General features: G+C 67.5%; 20 protein-coding genes and 1 tRNA gene. 8 read left to right on the top strand and 13 right to left on the bottom strand.

Going from position 1 to position 17,106, the window contains the following annotated elements; genetic code table 11:
* Positions 1–183: 183 nt before the first annotated feature.
* Complete coding sequence (locus EJO71_RS23350; protein ID WP_125951194.1) at positions 184–630, top strand: PaaI family thioesterase; 447 nt, start codon at positions 184–186, stop codon at positions 628–630.
* Here the strand turns inward: EJO71_RS23350 and EJO71_RS23345 are convergent.
* The 3 genes from EJO71_RS23345 to EJO71_RS34415 form a co-directional block, all read right to left on the bottom strand.
* Positions 542–1,780 (bottom strand): acyltransferase family protein, encoded by a 1,239-nt coding sequence (locus tag EJO71_RS23345; RefSeq protein WP_125951195.1) that lies wholly within the window; start codon positions 1,778–1,780, stop codon positions 542–544. The genes EJO71_RS23350 and EJO71_RS23345 overlap by 89 nt on opposite strands.
* 196 nt (positions 1,781–1,976) lie before the next feature.
* Complete coding sequence (locus EJO71_RS34420) at positions 1,977–2,273, bottom strand: hypothetical protein (RefSeq protein ID WP_164546888.1); 297 nt, start codon at positions 2,271–2,273, stop codon at positions 1,977–1,979.
* Positions 2,274–2,491: 218 nt separating this feature from the next.
* Positions 2,492–2,566, bottom strand: a tRNA-OTHER gene (locus EJO71_RS34415).
* On the opposite strand from EJO71_RS34415, the gene EJO71_RS34410 reads away from it, so the two are divergent.
* From EJO71_RS34410 to EJO71_RS23325, 4 genes are all read left to right on the top strand, one after another.
* The gene (locus EJO71_RS34410) at positions 2,548–2,883 is read left to right on the top strand and encodes a LytTR family DNA-binding domain-containing protein (RefSeq protein WP_164546889.1); all 336 of its coding nucleotides are present in this window, start codon (positions 2,548–2,550) and stop codon (positions 2,881–2,883) included. The genes EJO71_RS34415 and EJO71_RS34410 overlap by 19 nt on opposite strands.
* A 151-nt stretch (positions 2,884–3,034) precedes the next feature.
* The gene (locus tag EJO71_RS23335; RefSeq protein ID WP_125951197.1) at positions 3,035–4,237 is read left to right on the top strand and encodes an ammonium transporter; all 1,203 of its coding nucleotides are present in this window, start codon (positions 3,035–3,037) and stop codon (positions 4,235–4,237) included.
* A 71-nt stretch (positions 4,238–4,308) separates the two neighbouring features.
* Positions 4,309–5,286, top strand: a complete 978-nt coding sequence (locus EJO71_RS23330) for an MBL fold metallo-hydrolase (protein ID WP_125951198.1) — start codon at positions 4,309–4,311, stop codon at positions 5,284–5,286.
* A 111-nt stretch (positions 5,287–5,397) separates the two neighbouring features.
* The gene (locus EJO71_RS23325) at positions 5,398–6,333 is read left to right on the top strand and encodes a succinylglutamate desuccinylase/aspartoacylase family protein (protein WP_125951199.1); all 936 of its coding nucleotides are present in this window, start codon (positions 5,398–5,400) and stop codon (positions 6,331–6,333) included.
* Positions 6,334–6,442: 109 nt separating this feature from the next.
* Here the strand turns inward: EJO71_RS23325 and EJO71_RS23320 are convergent, their stop codons facing one another.
* The 4 genes from EJO71_RS23320 to EJO71_RS23305 are packed head-to-tail and all read right to left on the bottom strand — an operon-like array spanning position 6,443 to position 8,638.
* Positions 6,443–6,799 carry a DUF86 domain-containing protein gene (locus tag EJO71_RS23320; RefSeq protein WP_125951200.1) on the bottom strand — a complete coding sequence of 119 codons (357 nt, stop codon included), beginning with the start codon at positions 6,797–6,799 and terminating at the stop codon, positions 6,443–6,445.
* The gene (locus EJO71_RS23315; protein ID WP_125951201.1) at positions 6,796–7,086 is read right to left on the bottom strand and encodes a nucleotidyltransferase family protein; all 291 of its coding nucleotides are present in this window, start codon (positions 7,084–7,086) and stop codon (positions 6,796–6,798) included. Before EJO71_RS23315 ends, EJO71_RS23320 begins: the two co-directional genes overlap by 4 nt.
* Before the next feature lie 33 nt (positions 7,087–7,119).
* Entirely contained in the window at positions 7,120–8,031 is a 912-nt protein-coding gene (locus EJO71_RS23310) for a M23 family metallopeptidase (protein ID WP_171022417.1), read from the bottom strand.
* Positions 8,032–8,077: 46 nt separating this feature from the next.
* The gene (locus EJO71_RS23305) at positions 8,078–8,638 is read right to left on the bottom strand and encodes an rRNA large subunit pseudouridine synthase E (protein WP_125951202.1); all 561 of its coding nucleotides are present in this window, start codon (positions 8,636–8,638) and stop codon (positions 8,078–8,080) included.
* Between the two features lie 83 nt (positions 8,639–8,721).
* Here EJO71_RS23305 and EJO71_RS23300 point away from each other — a divergent pair, with 83 nt between their 5' ends.
* Entirely contained in the window at positions 8,722–9,027 is a 306-nt protein-coding gene (locus EJO71_RS23300; protein WP_240651498.1) for a hypothetical protein, read from the top strand.
* 15 nt (positions 9,028–9,042) lie between these two features.
* On the opposite strand, the gene EJO71_RS23295 is transcribed toward EJO71_RS23300, so the two are convergent.
* The gene (locus EJO71_RS23295; RefSeq protein ID WP_125951203.1) at positions 9,043–10,860 is read right to left on the bottom strand and encodes a glutamine--tRNA ligase/YqeY domain fusion protein; all 1,818 of its coding nucleotides are present in this window, start codon (positions 10,858–10,860) and stop codon (positions 9,043–9,045) included.
* 150 nt (positions 10,861–11,010) lie between these two features.
* Here EJO71_RS23295 and EJO71_RS23290 point away from each other — a divergent pair, with 150 nt between their 5' ends.
* Positions 11,011–11,355: a hypothetical protein gene (locus tag EJO71_RS23290; protein WP_125951204.1), complete on the top strand. Its 345-nt coding sequence runs from the start codon at positions 11,011–11,013 to the stop codon at positions 11,353–11,355.
* An 81-nt stretch (positions 11,356–11,436) separates the two neighbouring features.
* Here EJO71_RS23290 and EJO71_RS23285 read toward each other — a convergent pair whose 3' ends face one another.
* Genes EJO71_RS23285 through EJO71_RS23265 form a run of 5 tightly spaced genes read right to left on the bottom strand, consistent with a single transcriptional unit; the run spans position 11,437 to position 15,181 of the window.
* A complete protein-coding gene (locus EJO71_RS23285) occupies positions 11,437–12,273 on the bottom strand; it encodes a LytTR family DNA-binding domain-containing protein (RefSeq protein ID WP_125951205.1) in 837 nt (278 codons plus the stop codon).
* A 29-nt stretch (positions 12,274–12,302) separates the two neighbouring features.
* Positions 12,303–13,316, bottom strand: a complete 1,014-nt coding sequence (locus EJO71_RS23280; protein ID WP_125951269.1) for a histidine kinase — start codon at positions 13,314–13,316, stop codon at positions 12,303–12,305.
* 59 nt (positions 13,317–13,375) lie between these two features.
* Positions 13,376–13,675 carry a 2TM domain-containing protein gene (locus EJO71_RS23275; RefSeq protein ID WP_125951206.1) on the bottom strand — a complete coding sequence of 100 codons (300 nt, stop codon included), beginning with the start codon at positions 13,673–13,675 and terminating at the stop codon, positions 13,376–13,378.
* Positions 13,672–14,625 (bottom strand): sterol desaturase family protein, encoded by a 954-nt coding sequence (locus EJO71_RS23270; RefSeq protein WP_125951207.1) that lies wholly within the window; start codon positions 14,623–14,625, stop codon positions 13,672–13,674. The genes EJO71_RS23275 and EJO71_RS23270 overlap by 4 nt, the downstream gene beginning before the upstream one ends.
* Positions 14,626–14,659: 34 nt before the next feature.
* Positions 14,660–15,181, bottom strand: a complete 522-nt coding sequence (locus tag EJO71_RS23265) for a DUF6622 family protein (RefSeq protein ID WP_125951208.1) — start codon at positions 15,179–15,181, stop codon at positions 14,660–14,662.
* A gap of 255 nt (positions 15,182–15,436) precedes the next feature.
* On the opposite strand from EJO71_RS23265, the gene EJO71_RS23260 reads away from it, so the two are divergent.
* On the top strand, positions 15,437–17,092 hold the full coding sequence (locus EJO71_RS23260; RefSeq protein WP_125951209.1) for an efflux RND transporter periplasmic adaptor subunit: 1,656 nt from the start codon (positions 15,437–15,439) through the stop codon (positions 17,090–17,092).
* The last annotated feature ends 14 nt before the right edge of the window (positions 17,093–17,106 follow it).

Here is a 17,106-nt window from a genome sequence, read left to right as displayed (position 1 = left end):
TCATACGGACGACCCCGGCGAACGGGGTTAAGGCATCGTCAAAAAATTCCCGAGTCCGGCATTGCTGTCGCCAATGCAACCGCCGCGGCGATTCCGGTCGCGCGCGCGACGGCGGATGCCGGGCGTGCTTCATAGAGTGGGCACATCGTCTTTCCACCCAACCCCGGACAAGGACACACACTCATGCTCGACACCATCCAGGCCATCAACAAGACCGCCGCCTTCAACCGCTGGGCCGGCTTCGAAGTCACGAGCGCCGCCAACGGCGAAGCGGAACTGCGCATGAACTGGCGCGAGGAAGACATGGGCCAGTACGCCGGCTTCCTGCACGCCGGAATGATCGGCGCGATGCTCGACACCGTGAGCGGCTACGCGGCCGCCACCGTGGCGGGCCGCGTGCTCGCGTCGCACTTCTCGGTGAACTGCATCTCGCCTGCCATCGGCCGCGCCTTCGTGGCGCGCGGGCGGGTGGTGAAGGCCGGGCGCAAGCAGGTGTTCGCGGTGGCGGAGCTCTATGCGCAGGGCGAAGGCGCCGATGCGCTCAAGCTCGTGGCGACGGGGAACGCAATCCTGGTTCCGGTGGAAGAGCCTGCTTCCGCGCCACAGAAGAAGTCGGAGCCCGCCGCCTGAGCTTCAGCCCGAAGAGCGGCCGCAGCAGGTTGGTGCGGCGGATCAGCCCGTCCGTCAGCAGCCAGCAGCCGAGCAGCGTCAGCGCCACCAGCAGCGCGGGCTCGATTACCGGGCCGAGCGCGAGCGGCGCCAGCAGGCTTACGCCGACGATGATCAGCGTCTGGTGCAGCACGTACCACGGGTAGACCGACTCGTTGGCCCAGCGCAGCCAAGGCCACGGGCGGTTCAGGTATCGGTGGCCGTGGCCGAGGATGGTCGCGACGGCCAGCCACAGGTAGAGCATTCGCAGGACGTCCATCAGCAAGCCCGAGGGCGGAGCCTTCACGCCGGCGCGCAGCGCGATGAAGGTGGCGATGACGGCGACCGCCAGCGCGAGCGACACGCGGCGCAGCCGCTCCAGTTCCTTCCACACGCCGGTGTCCACGCCCATCCAGTAGCCGTAGAGGAACATCGTGAAGTAGAGGCTGTGCAGGTGGAAGTCGCGCACCAGGTTGTGCGTGGCCGGAAAGCGCGAGGCCAGCAGCATCGTGAAGACGAGTAGCGGCACAACAGGAAGCAACAGCAGCTTCCAGCCGCGCAGGCCGTTGAAGGCGCGGCGCACCCATTGGCCGGCGGCCGAATTCCACAGCGGCAGCGTCAGCGCGACCAGTGCCGTGTAGGTGAAGAGGTAGGGCAGGTACCAGAGGTGGTTCCAGGTGATGCCGAATTCCGCGCCGTCGAAGGCCTTCTTCGGCCACGGCTCGGCCATCGACAGGTAGCGCAGCAGGAAGGCGCCGAAGCCCGGCGCGATCAGCCCGTTGGCTACGCCCTGCGCGTAGGCCTGGTAGGGCACGATCACCGCCATGCCGAAGGCCAGCGGCAGCATCAGCCGAAGCCCCCGGCTGCGCAGCAGGCCCCAGGTGCCCTGGCCCCGGCTCAGGAAGCCCAGCGACACGCCCGAGATCAGAAAGACCAGATCCATGCGCCAGAGATTCAATATGCGCATCGGCCATTGCAGCCACTCGGCCGCGTGCGGACTCTTGAGGTGCCAGGGCCAGTCGGCCACGTAGTACATGCCGACGTGATAAAGGATGACGAACAGGAAGGCCAGCGCGCGCAGGGCGTCGATGTCGTGGCGGCGGTGGCCGGGCGGGATGGGATGAGCGGTCATGAGCGGTTCCTCGAATCGGAAAGGCCGCCATGCTCGGCCCGGCCACTCTCATTGGCGCGGCCAGGGGACGGATCGCCCCCCGCTTTGTGACGAGCGGTGGCCATGAGGGACGAAAAGGGACGAAATTCGCCGTCCCGAAGCCTGTTTTCAGGAGAATCCCGGCCATGGGAGACGCCCGCAAGAACCTGTACGAACGCTACGAGCCGATCCGCCGCCCCGTGGAGGTGGCTTTCTGGATCGTGCTGATGACGCTGCAGGCCGCGTTCAGCACGATGGTGGCGATCGTCGACATGCGCACCCGGGCCGTGCCCCGGCCCAACTGGGAGGTCGCGACCTGGGAGGGTTCGAGCCACCTGGTGTTGCTGCTGCTGGTTCCGGCGCTGGCCTTGGTCGAGCGCCGGCTGTCGCCGCTGGCGCGCACCCATCTGCTGCGCTTCCTGGCCTGGCATGCGGTGGCGAGCGTGGTGTTCAGCGTGGTCCACGTGGTGGGCATGTTCGGGGTGCGGGCGCTGGTCTACGCCGTGGCCGGCGAGCGCTATGACTTCTGGGGCTGGGCCGGCCAGTGGACCTACGAGTACCTGAAGGACGTGCGGGTGTACGCGAGCATCGTCTTCGGTATCTGGGCCTACCGGCTGTTCGTGCTGCGCCTGCAGGGCGAGGCGCGGGTGCTGGATGCGCCGGAGGAGAGCGGGGCCGCGCCGGCTCCGGTTTTGGCGGAAGCGGAGGGATTCGAACCCTCGATGCAGGAAACGCCCCCACCACAGCCCGTGCGCCCCGAACGCTTCCTCGTGCGCAAGCTGCGCCGCGAATTCCTCATTGCAGCTACCGACATCGACTGGCTCCAGGCCGAGGGCAACTACGTCGGCCTGCACGTCAACGGCCATGACTACCTGCTGCGCGCCACGCTGACCGACTTCCTGACCCAGCTCGACCCCGCGCTCTTCGTGCGCGTGCACCGCAGCCATGCGGTGAACCTGGGGCGCATCAGGGAAATCGAGCCGCTGGACGGCGGCGACGCCCGGCTGCACATGCACGACGGCAGCACCGTGCCCTGCAGCCGCCGCTACCGCGACGCGCTGCGAACGGGCATCGGCGTGGCCTGATCCGGTGCGTGGCGGGCCGTGGATGGCCCGCTATTGGTTCATTCCGCACCATCAAAGAGCTTTCAGGCACCATTTTTGCTTTATTGGCCGGCCGCCTCGGGCAATCCGGGTGCGACGCACCAATTCAAACCAAAATCAGCAAGAAGCTCCAATGGACGCACTCAAACAGGGCGCAGACGCGCTGTTCATCCTTCTCGGCGCGATCATGGTCCTGGCCATGCACGCCGGCTTTGCCTTTCTCGAACTCGGCACCGTGCGCAAGAAGAACCAGGTCAATGCGCTGGTGAAGATCCTGGTCGACTTCTCGGTCTCGACCATCGTGTACTTCCTGGTGGGCTACGGCGTGGCCTACGGCACGCATTTCTTCGTGAGCGCCACCGAACTGTCGGCAAAGAGCGGCTACGAGCTGGTGAAGTTCTTCTTCCTGCTGACGTTCGCCGCAGCCATCCCGGCCATCATTTCGGGCGGCATCGCCGAGCGCGCCAAGTTCTGGCCGCAGCTGATCGCCACGGCGGTGATCGTGGGCTTCGTCTACCCGCTGTTCGAAGGCATCGCCTGGAACAAGCACTTCGGCATCCAGGGCTGGATCGCCTCGCTCACCGGCCACGAGTTCCATGACTTCGCCGGCTCGGTGGTGGTGCACGCCGTGGGCGGCTGGCTGGCGCTGCCGGCCGTGCTGCTGCTGGGCGCGCGGCGCAACCGCTACCGGGGCGACGGCTCGCTGAGCGCGCATCCGCCGTCGAACATCCCGTTCCTGGCCCTCGGCGCGTGGGTGCTGTGCGTGGGCTGGTTCGGCTTCAACGTGATGAGCGCGCAGAGCATCGACAAGATCTCGGGCCTTGTGGCCGTCAACTCGCTGATGGCGATGGTGGGGGGCACGCTGGTGGCGCTGGCCATGGGCAAGAACGATCCGGGCTTCGTCTACAACGGCCCGCTCGCCGGCCTCGTGGCGGTGTGCGCCGGCTCCGACCTGATGCACCCGCTGGGCGCGCTGGTGGTGGGCGGCGTGGCGGGGGGCATCTTCGTCAAGCTGTTCACGCTCACGCAGAACAAATGGAAGATCGACGACGTGCTCGGCGTATGGCCGCTGCACGGCCTGTGCGGCACCTGGGGCGGCATCGCGGCTGGCATCTTCGGCACGCAGGCGCTGGGCGGCATTGGCGGCGTGAACGTGTGGGCGCAGCTCATCGGCACCGTCATGGGTGTGGCCTGGGCCGCTCTCGCGGGACTGGCGGTGTACGGCGCACTGAAGGCGGCGGTGGGGCTGCGGCTGTCGCAGGAAGAGGAGTACGACGGCGCGGACCTGTCGATCCACCACATCTCGGCTACGCCGGAGCGCGAGGTCAACTGGTAGGCAGGCGTTCTGCAGGGCCGGCCAGCCTCGGCTATCCTCGGCGCCCCTTCAAACCACCGAGGAGCCGAACCATGACAACAACACCCGCTCGCTGGCTGCGCCAGGGCATCGCCGCGCTGGCCGGCAGCCTGCTGATGCTTTCGTTTTCTTCCGCGGCGCTGGCCGGCGCGCCGCAGGTCAAGACCCAGGCGCCGGGCTTCTACCGCACGATGCTCGGCGACTTCGAAGTAACGGCGCTGTTCGACGGCACCCTCGACCTCGAGCCCAAGAAGCTGCTCACCAACACCACCCAGGCGCAGGTCGGCAAGCTGCTCGACCGCAGCTTCGAGAAGGACGCCGTGCCCACCTCGGTGAACGGCTACCTCATCAACACCGGCAGCAAGCTGGTGCTGGTCGACACCGGTGCCGGTGGCCTCTTCGGGCCCACGCTCGGCAACCTGCAGGCCAACCTCAAGGCAGCCGGCTACCAGCCCGATCAGGTCGACGACGTGCTCATCACCCACATGCACGGCGACCACGTCGGCGGCCTTGTGCAGGACGGCAAGCTGGTGTTCCCCAACGCCACCATCCACGCCGGGCAGGAAGACGCCGACTTCTGGCTGAACAAGGCCAACCTCGAGAAGGCCTCCGCCGAGATGAAGGGCTTCTTCCAGGGCGCGATGGCCTCGCTGAACCCGTATGTGGAAGCCGGCAAGTTCAAGGGCATGAAGGGCGGCACCGAGCTGGCGCCCGGCATCAAGGCCGTGCCCGCCCATGGCCACACGCCCGGCCACAACATCTACGTGATCGAGTCCAAGGGCCAGAAGCTGGTGCTGTGGGGCGACCTGATGCACGTGGCCGCCGTGCAGTTCCCGCAGCCGCAGATCACCATCTCCTTCGACGTCGACTCGAAGCCCGCCGCCGTGGAGCGCAAGAAGGCGTACGCCGATGCGGCCAAGGGGCGCTACCTGGTCGGCAGCGCGCACCTGCCGTTCCCGGGCCTGGGCCACGTGCGGGCCGAGGGCAAGGGCTACGTCTGGGTGCCGGTGGACTACCAGCAGGTGCGGTAAGCGGTTGGCCGAAGCTTGAGCGGCGCGGGCTGGTGTTGCCGCGCACGGCGGCGCGGATGCGCGCCCTGTAGCACACTCGCCCGACCGCTTCGCTTCAATTCCCACGCCGACATGACCCAATCTCCCCCCGCCCTCGAAGTCCTCCCGCGCGATCTTTCCGCCTACCGCAAGGGCAACGTCGGCGTCGACTACGTGCACCGCTTCGAGTCCGGCAAGCCCGGCCCGCACGTGCTGATCAATGCGCTCACGCACGGAAACGAGATCTGCGGCATGACGGCGGCCACGCACCTGCTCGACAACGACGTGCGCCCGAAGATCGGCACGCTCACCGTGAGCTTCGCCAACGTGGCGGCGTACGAGTCCTTCAACGAGGCGCTGCCCTTCGACAGCCGGCAGCTCGTGCACAACCTCAACCGCATCTGGTCGCCCGAATGGCTCGACGGCAGCGAAGACAGCCCCGAACTGAGCCGCGCGCGCATCCTGCGCCCGGTGGTCGAGGCGGCCGACCACATCCTCGACATCCACTCGACCAGCCAGCCCGTCGTGCCGTTCTGGGTGTATCCAGCGTTCGAGCGCAACGCCAAGGTCGCGCTGGCCATCGGCCGCCCCTCGGTGCACCTCGTGATGCCCGACGGACTCGGTTCGGGCACGCCGCTCATCCAGTACGGCAGCCACGGCGGCCCGGAGGGCAAGGGCGTGGCGATGGTGGTCGAGTGCGGCCAACACTTCCTGCGTTCGGCGTCGGACATGGCCACCGCCGTGACCTACGACTTCCTCGCCTACTTCGGCCTCGTCGAGAAGGATCCGGCCACGCCGGCGCCCGAACCGCAACGGCGCTTCCAGCTGCTGCAGACGCACGTCATCAAGTCGCCGGACTTCGCGTTCGTGCGCCCGCTGATCGGCTTCGAGACCTTCGCCAAGGGCGAACTGATCGCGACCAATGGCGACGAAGAGATTCGCGCGCTGTGCGACGACTGCACGATCTTCATGCCGGCCCAGCGCGCGATCGTGGGGCGCGAGGCGGTGTATCTGACCAAGCCGATCTGAGGCTGGTCGGCAGAAACGACCGCCGCGCCCGCAATGCACCGCTAGTGCGGGCGTTGATTGCGTGGCGCAGCGACGTCTTCAGACGTCTCGGCTCATGGAGCGGTAAGGCTCAGGATTCCAAAAGCTTCGCAATCTGCTCGCGAAGCGATGGTAAATCGCGCTGGATGGTTTGCCAGACGATGGTGTGGTCGATGGTGAAGTAGCCATGGGAAAGCGCGTTGCGCATCTCGTAGGCAAAACGCCAGGGAACGGCGGTGTGGGCACTGGCGAATTCCGCATGGTGCTTCACGATGTTGTTGCTGGCTTCCCCGATCACTTCCAAGTTGCGTACCACTGCATCCTGTGTTTTCCGGTCGACGAGATAACTGTCGGCGGTAGCGCCGTTCGTGTAGTCGTGAATACTGTCGATCGCTTGCAGGATATGGCTCAAGTAATCCGCCACACGTTGCGGATCTCGTCGACTCATACCAGTACAGCCTCGCGCAGCACCTGATCGCGAAACTTGAGAGGCAGGCCGTTGGGCGTGAGCACGTCTACTTCCATGCCCAGAAGGCTCTTCAGTTCGTACCTGATGGCTCCGATGTCCATCAGGGTGGTTTGCGCCGTGGGCTCCACCAGCAGATCGAGATCGCTGTCGGGCCCGTCTTCGCCGCGCAAAGCAGAACCGAACACTCGCACACTGCTGACGTGGTGACTCAGTGCGATCTCGCGGATGCGATCGCGATGCTGGAGCAGAGCTTCAGAGGGGCGCATGAGGCCGAGTGTAATGTGGCTCCTCGTTGGATCTCAGGCCGGAATGAACAACGCCGGATCCACCATCGCCCGGTTCAGCATCACCGACCAATGCAGGTGCGGCCCCGTCACCCGCCCGGTTGCGCCCACGGCGGCCAGCGGCTCGCCAGTCTTCAGTGCATCGCCGACCTTCACATCCACCCGGCTCAGGTGGCAATACATGGTCAGCAGTCCGCCGCCGTGGTCGAGCCACACGGTGCCGCCGTTGAAGAAATAGTCTCCCGTGTCGATCACCTTGCCGGGCAGCGGCGCAAGCACCGGCGTGCCGGTGCCGGCGGCGATGTCCATTCCGCTGTGCGGATTGCGCGACTGGCCATTGAATACACGGCGCAGGCCGAACGAGCTGGAGCGGCGACCGGGCACTGGCACGCGCATCTTCAGCACGGTGTCGGGGCGCATGTCGGTGAGGGTGGCCATCACGCCGGTGAGATGGTCGCGCTCCTTGACGTAGCGCGCCTCGTCCTCTGGCGACAGGTCGACGGTGCGCGGGGCCACCGTGAGGCGCTGTTCGCGGTATTGCTTCGGGGCGACCGTGTAGGCGATCTGGCGTTCGGGCTTGCCTTCGGCGCGCACCGTGATGGACGCTTGGCCGGGCTCGGTCACCAGCGGGATGCCGACGATGGCGGTCCATTCGATGGTGTCGCCGAGCACCAGCACAGGGATGTCGCCCGCGAAGGCCTGGGGTCGCTTGGCCGACGGGCCCAGCGACAGGCGGGCCACGCCGCCCGGCACCTGCGATGCGTGGGGCCACACGTCGGGTGTCGTCGCCGGTTGTTTCTTCGCCTTGGTCTGGGTTGCGGCGCCGGCGTGCATCGCAGCAAGAAGGCCGACGGTGCCGAGCACAGCGCTGCGGCGGCTCAGGACGACAGGGGCGAGATCGGGGAGAGGAGGTTGCGTGTGCTTCATGAAGACAGGGAGATGGTTCGTTCGGATGAAGTTCGGGTGTCGCGCGCTATTCGCACCAGGTTCCGGGTGCCAATCCGTCGAGCGTGTGAGGGCCGATGGCCGCGCGGATCAGCCGCAGGGTCGGCAGCCCCACGGCCGCCGTCATGCGCCGCACCTGACGGTTGCGCCCCTCGCGGATCGCCAGTTCGATCCAGGCGGTGGGAATGCTCTTGCGTTCACGGATGGGCGGCTGGCGCTCCCACACTTCGGGTGGCGGATCGAGAAGCCGCGCGCGTGCGGGGCGCGTGGGGCCGTCGTTGAGCTGCACGCCCGCGCGCAGGGCGGCAAGTGCCTCTTCGGTGGGCACGCCTTCGACTTGCACCCAGTAGATCTTCTCCATCTTGAAGCGCGGATCGGCGATGTGCGCCTGGAGCTTGCCGTCGTCGGTGAGCAGCAGCAGGCCCTCGCTGTCGGCATCGAGCCGGCCGGCGACATAGACGCCGGGAATGTCGATGAAATCCTTCAGGCCGCGCCAGCGGCCCTCCGGTGTGAACTGGCTGAGGACGCCATAGGGCTTGTTGAAGCGGATCAGGCGCGAAGAAGAACGAGAAGGGCTCGGACGATTCATGAGCCGACAGGATAGCCCGGGTCTGTCCTGCAACATTCGATGGAGTTGGCGGCTCCAATCGGGTCATCACCCAGGAGAACCCGATGACGACGATGCGACGCTCCATCCTTTTCGTGAGCATGGCGGCAGCAAGCCTTTTGCTGGCCGCATGCAACAGCCCGGGCATCCGCGTTGGCGGTGCGCCCGAGGCCAGCGTCAGGAACTGCGTGGCCGCGGCCGCGCGCGAACTCCGCGTACCGCCGGGCAGCATCGTGGCAGACAAAGGCACGACGCCGCGCGACGGCGTCTATACGGTCAACCTGAAAGTCGGGCCGCAGGCGCGATCCGCCGTGTGCACCACCGACGAAAACAGCGCGGTGATCGGCGTGGTCTACAAGCGGCCCGAATAAAGACAGAGAGGGGGCTTACTTGCCCCAGCTGTCGCGCATGCCAGCCGCCCGGTTGAACACCGGCTTGCCGACGATGCCGCTGGCCTTCGCGTCGAGCACGAAATACCCGTGCCGTTCGAACTGGATGCCCACGCCGGGCTCAGCCTTGGCCAGCGACGGCTCGACGAAGGCCGCGCAAACTTCCAGGCTCTGCTTGTTCAGCTCCTCCAGCAGCTCGCCGCTGCCCGGATGGGCTTCGGCGAAAAGGCGCTCGTAGAGCCGCACTTCGGCCTGCACCGCGTCGGCTGCCGCCACCCAGGTGATGTTGCCTTTCACCTTGATCGCATCGGCACCGGGCGTACCGCTCTTGGTGTCGGGCACCAGCTTCGCCTGCACTTCGACCAGCTTGCCGTCGGCGTCCTTCGTACCGCCGATGCATTCGATGACGTGGCCGTACTTCAGCCGTACCTTGTTGCCCGGGAACAGTCGGAAGAAGCCCTTGGGCTGCACTTCCTCATAGTCGGTGCGTTCGATCCAGACCTCGCGGCCCAGCTTGAAGTGGCGCTGGCCCATCTCGGGGTGGTGCGGGTGCACGGGCGCGGAGCAGTCGTCGAGCACGTCGTCGCCACCCATCAGCTCGCCCCAGTTGGTGATGACGAGCTTGACCGGGTCGAGCACGGCCATGGCGCGAGGCGCCACCGGGTCGAGCGTGTCGCGCAGCGCGGCCTCGAGGCTGGCGTAGTCGATCCAGCCGCCCGACTTGGTGGTGCCGCTGCGCTCGCAGAACAGGCGCAGCGCCTCGGGCGTGTAGCCGCGGCGGCGCAGGCCGGCGATGGTGGGCATGCGGGGATCGTCCCAGCCGTCGACGTACTTCTCTTCCACCAGCTGGCGCAGCTTGCGCTTGCTGGTCATCACGTGGGTGACGTTGAGGCGCGCGAATTCGTACTGGCGCGGATGCGGGCTGGCGATGAGGCCGCCTTCGGCGAGGCGGTCGAGCAGCCAGTCGTAGAAGGGGCGCTGGTCTTCGAACTCCAGCGTGCAGATGGAGTGGGTGATCTGCTCCAGCGCGTCTTCGATGGGGTGCGCGTAGGTGTACATCGGGTAGATGCACCACTTGTCGCCCGTGTTGTGGTGGTGGGCCCGGCGCACGCGGTACAGCGCGGGGTCGCGCATGTTGATGTTGGTGCTGGCCATGTCGATCTTGGCGCGCAGGATGGCGGCGCCGTCGGCGACCTGGCCGTCGCGCATGGCACGGAAGCGCGCGAGGTTTTCCTCGGGCGTGCGGGTGCGGAAGGGGCTGTCGGTGCCGGGCGTGTTGAAGTCGCCGCGGTTCGCGCGCACTTCCTCGGCGGTCTGCTCGTCGACGTAGGCCAGGCCGGCGCCGATGAGGTATTCGGCGGCTTCGTACATGAAGTCGAAGTAGTCGCTCGCAAAGTACTCATGCGGCTGCAGCGTGCCGGGGGCGCTGGGGCGGTCGGCCAGGTAGGTTTCGTAGCCGAGCCACTTCACCGCGTCGCGGATGGAGTCGACGTATTCCTGGTCTTCCTTCTCGGGGTTGGTGTCGTCGAAGCGCAGGTGGCTCACACCGCCGTATTCCTTGGCCAGCTCGAAGTTGAGCCAGATGCTCTTGGCGTGGCCGATGTGCAGGTAGCCGTTGGGCTCGGGCGGAAAGCGCATGCGCACCTTGGCCGGATCGACCATGCCCTGTGCATGATGAGCGGCGTTGCCGGGCGAACCGCCCCACTTGCGGCCAGAATAGGCACCCTGTGCGAGGTCGTTCTCGATCACGTGGCGCAGGAAATTGCTCGGAGCGGCGGCCGTCTTGGCGCCGCTTTTGTCGGTCGGGGAGGTCATCGCGGCATTTTAGAGGGCGCCCCCTATGGGTTACCTTTGGCAACTTTCTTCACAATGCCGAGTGCACCCGCTTTGCATTTGCCGCGTTCAATACATCACATGGGCGGTTCGGACCCGAACGCAGCCCGACCCAACAAGGAGTGCAGGATCATGAACTTCACACGTTCTACCTTTTTCAAGTGGGCCGCCGCGGGCGTCGTGGCAGCCGGTGCTTTGTTTGCCGCCACTTCGGCCAGCGCCCGCAGCGACGTGAGCTGGTCGATCGGCGTCGGCGTTCCAGGCGTGGCAGTGGGCGTGGGCAGCCCCGCCTACTACCCGGCCCCGGTCTACGCGCCGCCGGCACCTGTCTATTACGCACCGCCGGCCCCCGTCTACTACGCGCCGCCGCCGCCCGTCTACTACCGTCCGGCCCCGGTCTACTACGGCCCGCCGGCCTATTACGGCCCGCGCTACTACGGTCGTGGCTACTACCGCGGTCATGGCCACTGGCGCTAAAACGCAACGGCATTCGTGACTGAATGAAAAAAGCCGGCTCCGAAAGGGCCGGCTTTTTCTTTGGGCGCGCGCCCGCCAATTTCACATGGCGCGAAAAAGATGGGCGTACAGGCGGCTGACCGGGATCTTCTCGCTCCGGCCCCGCAGCATCAGATGCAGCTTGCCGGCCTCGTCCCGGTGCACGGACTCGATGGCCGAGCTGCGCACCACCACCGCCCGGTGCACCTGCCAGAAGGTGTCGGGGTCTAGCTGGGGCAGCAGTTGCTTCAGCGGCGTGCGGATCAGGTATTCGTGCGTGGCGGTCAGCACTCGCAGGTATTTGTCGGCGGCCTCGAAGTACAGCACTTCGTCGATGGGCACCATGCGCACGGTGCTGCCGCCGGCGTCGCTGGCCGCGATCATGCGCAGCGGGGCCGGTGCCGCCGTGGTTGCGCCGGCCCCGGCGGCGCCGAGCACCTGGCGCCACTGGGCGAGCGTCTGCTCGAGCGCCGCGTCGGCCAGGGCAGGCGTGGAGGGCGCCGGTTGTCTGGCTGCCAGCGCCTGTTGCAGCCGGGCCACGGTCTTGCGCAGGCGTTCGGGCTGCACCGGCTTGAGCACGTAGTCGATGGCCTGGGCCTCGAAGGCACGGGCGGCGTATTCGTCGTATGCCGTCACGAACACCAGTTGCGGCATGGGCGCTTCGTCGGCGGGCCAGCAATCGGCCAGTTCGGCGGCGGCGCCGAGGCCGTCGAGGCCGGGCATGCGGATGTCGAAGAACAGCACCTGCGGCAGGAGGCGCAGCGCCTCGCGCACCGCGCTGCGGCCGTCGCCGGCCATGGCGACGACCTGCAGCTCAGGCCAGGCGGCGGCCAGTTCGGCCTTGAGGGCCTGGGCGAGCAGGGGCTCGTCTTCTGCGATGAGGGCGGTGGGATTTGTCATCTTGTCGTTGTTGTGTGGCGTGTTCGCACTCAGGCGGGCGCCGGGAAGCTCAGCGTGGTGCTGGTGCCGCCGGAGGGCGAAGGTCCGATATTCATGCTGCCCCGCTCGCCGTAGACGGTGGCAAGCCGCTCGCGCACCTGTTCCAGCCCGAAGCCGCTGCCCTCCGAGGGCGGCGCCGCATCGAGGCCCACGCCCGTGTCGTTCACCTCGATCACCAGCTGGCCCGCTTCCTGGCGCGCGCGCACGACGATCTCGCCGCCTTCGACCTTCGGCTCCAGTCCGTGGCGGATGCTGTTCTCCACCAGCGGCTGCAGAAGCAGCGGCGGCACGGGCGCATCGCGCAGCTCTTGCGGCAGGTCGAGCGTGTAGCGAAGGCGCGTGCCCATGCGCACCGACATCAGTTCCAGGTAGTCGCCCAGCCGCTCGAACTCGGCCGACAGCGGGTGCGAGAGTGCACGCGAGCCGCTCAGCGTCATGCGCAGGTAGCTGTTGAGCCGGTCGAGCATGGCCACGGCGCGCGGCGGATCGACGGTGATCAGCACGCGCAGGTTGGCCAGCGTGTTGAAGAGCATGTGCGGCTCCAGCTGCGTTTCGAGCAGCTTCAGCCGTGCCTCGGTGGCGTTGCGCTGTGCCAGTTCGATCTGGCCCTGCAAGTGCTTGCTCTTGCCGAGGCTGTAGAAGAAGAAGCTCATGCCGATCGCCGCGATGATGGTGATCGTGATGCCGGTGGCCAGCTTGTGGCCCTTGAGCTCGAGGAAGTCGAAGGTCGGCGCGCCGACCCAGGCATCGCCGATGAGGTTGCCGACGAAGAAGCCGACGGCCACGCCCGCCGCGATCAGCAGCATGCCCCACGGCCATTCGGGCCAGAGGGATTCGCGGTGCCCGCTGATGAGAAGCCGGCCCCCGTCGATGAACAGCCAGGCCACGATGCCGATCGACATCGAATACACCATGTGGGCGACCCAGTTGTCCCCACCGGTGATGGTCAGCAAGGTGGCGATGAGGCAGTTGAAGACGGCGGTGATCAGTCCATGCCGCAGCATGGACTTCAGGTTCTCGGCGCTGAACCTGTGTTGTGCGGTGGGAGCAGCCTGCTCAGCGCTCACCGGCGGTCCCCGCCGCCCAGGGCGCGGCGTTCACGCTCCACCAGCCGGTCGTAGAAGCCGCCGCCGGGCGCGATGAACCAGACCACGGCGCCGTGGATCAGCAGCCCCAGCCCCCAGCCCATGAGCGGGTACATCGCCCAGCTGCGGCCGTTGGCGGCCGAGATCGTGACGAGGCCGACGTTGACCAGCACGTAGACGAAGGCGTGGATGTACCAGCCCATCTTCGCGCCGGCGCGGCGGCGGGCGAGGCGTTCGATGTCGGAGCGGGAGGAATCGGAAGATGCGTAGGAAGTCATGACAGCTCCTTGTTGTATTGGACAGGAAGGAAATCGGTGGCGGCTGCGACAGCCGGCGCAGTCTGAAGGGCGGCGCGCTGCCGCAGCTCCTCGGTGGTGTCGCCGGGCCCGTCGGGCTTCCAGCCGGGCGGCTTCACGAGGTAGCCGACGAAGGCGCGCACCGAGCGGGCCGAGGCAAGGTCGCGCAGCAACGCGCGCCACTGGCCGAACTCGATCTCAAGGATGTTGTTGGTGGTGACCGGGTTCACCAGCCCGTAGCGGCAAGGCAGGTCGGCGCGCTCGGGAATGTAGGTGCCGAACAGGCGGTCGAACACGATCAGCACGCCGCCGTAGTTGCCATCCAGGTATTCGAGGTTGGAGGCGTGGTGCACGCGGTGGGCCGAGGGGGTGTTCAGCACCCATTCGAGCGGGCCGAGGCGCGGAATCCAGGTCGCGTGGATCCAGAACTGGTACAGCAGGTTCAGCGTGAGCATCAGCAGGATCACCCGGGGCGGCATGCCCAGCAGCGGTGCCAGCATGAAGAAGGCCAGCGTGCCGGTGAGGCGGCCGGTCCAGCCGAAGCGGTAGGCGGCCGACAGGTTCAGCTGGTTCGGCGAATGGTGGATGGAATGGGTGCACCAGAACCAGCGCACCCGGTGCGCCGCGCGGTGATACCAGTAGTAGCAGAACTCCTGGCCGATGAAGCAGGCGACCCAGCCGCTCCAGTGGTCCATCGGCAGGGTGAAGAGGCGGTGGCCGTAGAACCAGTCCATCGCGCCGGTCCAGAAGGCCAGGGGCAGCAGCCAGCGCAACGGGTATTCGCGCACCAGGAAGTCGAACACCGAGACGCCGGCGGCCTTCCAGTCGTAGCTGCGCCAGCCGTTGCGCCACGACAGCACCAGCGCCTCGGCAATGGATGCGACGAGCACCACCGTGACGGAGATCTTGAGGATCAGCAAGAGCGCGTTCATGGTGGCGGGTTCCGGAAGTCGTGGCTCTGGAATCTTAGGCGGCGCGGGCGGCGGCGGACATAGCGTCAGTGCGGATGGCCAGCTTCCACAGGCGCACCGCGCGGGCCGCGAAGACACCGCTGAAGGCGCCGTACAGCACGGGCACCACGATGGCCAGGGTGGCCTGGTGGCGCAACTCGGGGTGCATGGCCAGGGCGGCGCCCACCACGTACTTGGTCAGGAAGATGCCCATCATGAGCATCAGCGGCACCGGGCTGCCGGCCACGTGGAACTGGCGCGCGGCGGCGTCATAGCGGGTGGTGGCGGGCAGCGGGCGCTGCAGCACCAGGGCCACCATGACCGCCGCGGCGGCAGCCCAGCCGAGCAGGGCCCCGAAGGAGTCGCCGAAGACCGACACCACGCCGTAGATCGACAGGGCACCCATGGCGACGGGCATCAGCGTGACGCGGGTCAGGCTCACGTCGTTGGTGAGCAGCTGCCGGGCACCGAGCCACAGCAGCAGGAAGAACACGGCGAAAACCCACTTGGGCGTGTGAAGGATGATTTGCATCAGCATGGCGGCACTCCGTGGAAGGTTGGAAGGTCGAGGGGTGAAAGGAATCGATGGAGCGGACTGTGCCGGCGCCCGCCCGCACCCGCCACCGGTGTGCGACGGAATGCATGCACGGGGCGCGAATTGCAGCCCGGCGGTGTGAATTGCGCGGCCGCGCGGTCAGCTTTACCGTCGCTTTACGGCGCAGCAAAGAGCCGGACTACCATCCGCGATGTACTACTCTGGTCCGCTTCTCCGCACCTTCCGCACGCACCGTCCATGGAACAAGAAAAACCAACCGAGCCTCTGCCTTCCACCGTGTCGTCCACGCATCCGGCGGTACGCAGACGCCGTTGGGTGGGCAGCCTGCTGACTCTGCTGTTGTTGCTGGCGCTGGGCGGCGGAGCCTGGTATCTGATCCAGCGGTCGAAGATGCCGGCGCCCGGTCCCGGCGGCGCGCCCGGAGCCGGACGGCAGGGCGGGCCCGGTGGTCCGGGAGGCCCCGGCGGCCCGGGGCCGCGCGGTGGTGGAGGCGGTGCTTCCAGCACGGTCGGCATCGCCACCGCCAGGCAGGCCGACATCCCGGTGCAGCTCGAGGCGCTGGGCACGGTCACTCCGCTGGCCAACGTGATCGTCCAGCCGCAGGTGTCGGGCGTGCTCACGGCCGTGCTCTTCCAGGAAGGCCAGATGGTCAAGAAGGGCGACGTGCTCGCCACCATCGACCCGCAGCCGTTCCAGAATGCGCTGGGGCAGGCCACCGGGGCTCGGCAGCGCGACGAGGCACAGCTCGCTGCAGCGCGCGTCACGCTGCAGCGCTACCAGACCCTGCTGGGCCAGGACTCCATCGCCCGGCAGGAGGTGGACACGCAGGCGGCGCTGGTCAAGCAGCTCGAAGGCACCGTGGCCATCGACCGCGCCAACGAGAACACCGCCAAGCTCAACCTCACCTGGAGCCGCATCACCGCGCCGGCGAGCGGGCGCATCGGCCTGCGACCGGTGGACGCGGGCAACTACATCTCGACCGGCACCACCAACGGCATCGCGACCATCACGCAGATTTCGCCGATCGACGTGCAGTTCGCCATTCCGCAGGACCGCGTGCCCGAAGTGCAGGAGCGCCTGGCCCAGGGCGCGAAGCTCGACGCCACCGCCTTCGACCGCACGCGCACGCGCCGGCTGGCGAACGGCTCCTTCTCCACGCTCGACAACCTGGTCGACACCGCCACCGGCACCGTGAAGGCCAAGGCGCGCTTCGCCAATGCCGACAACGCGCTGTTCCCGAACCAGTTCGTCAACCTCCGGCTGCTGCTGCGTACCGTGAGCAGCGCGGTGGTGGTACCCGTCACCGCACTGCGCTTCGGCCCGAACGGCGACTATGTCTATGTGCTGAACGACGACAGCACCGTGTCGCAGCGACCGGTGACGCGCGGCGAATCGAGCGTGGACAACGTGGCGATCATGTCGGGCCTGAAGGCCGGCGAGCAGGTCGTGACCGAAGGCGGCGACCGGCTGAAGGACGGCGCGCGGGTACAGACCCAGGTCGACCGGCCGGCCGGCGCGGCGTCGGCACCTGCCGGCGGTGCGCGAGGCGGACGCCGGCACGGCGGTGCGGGTGGTGCCGGTGGCGGAGCAGCAGGGGCGAAGGGCGAGGCGCCGAATCCCGCTCCGACGGCCCCTGCAGCGCCTGCCGCCGACTCCCAGGCCCCGGCGGCTCCGGCAACGACTCCCACGGCTCCGGCAGCCACAGCCAAGCTTCCGACCGCCGAGCAGCGCCAGCGCATGCTCGATTCGGCCAAGGACGACCCTGAGCAACTCGCACGCCGCAAGCGCTTCCTGGAAGCGCTCGACCGTGGCGACCCGGCGGCGCTGGAGCGCTGGCAGCGCATGTCCGAAGGCCGCGGCGGTGAAGGCGCGCAGGGCAGGCGCGCCCCATGACGCGCGGCGCTGAA

The organism is Variovorax sp. 679, from assembly GCF_003952185.1.
GTDB lineage: Bacteria > Pseudomonadota > Gammaproteobacteria > Burkholderiales > Burkholderiaceae_C > Variovorax.
Note: the sequence above shows the minus strand (reverse complement) of the source record. Positions and strands in the feature narration are given on the sequence as shown.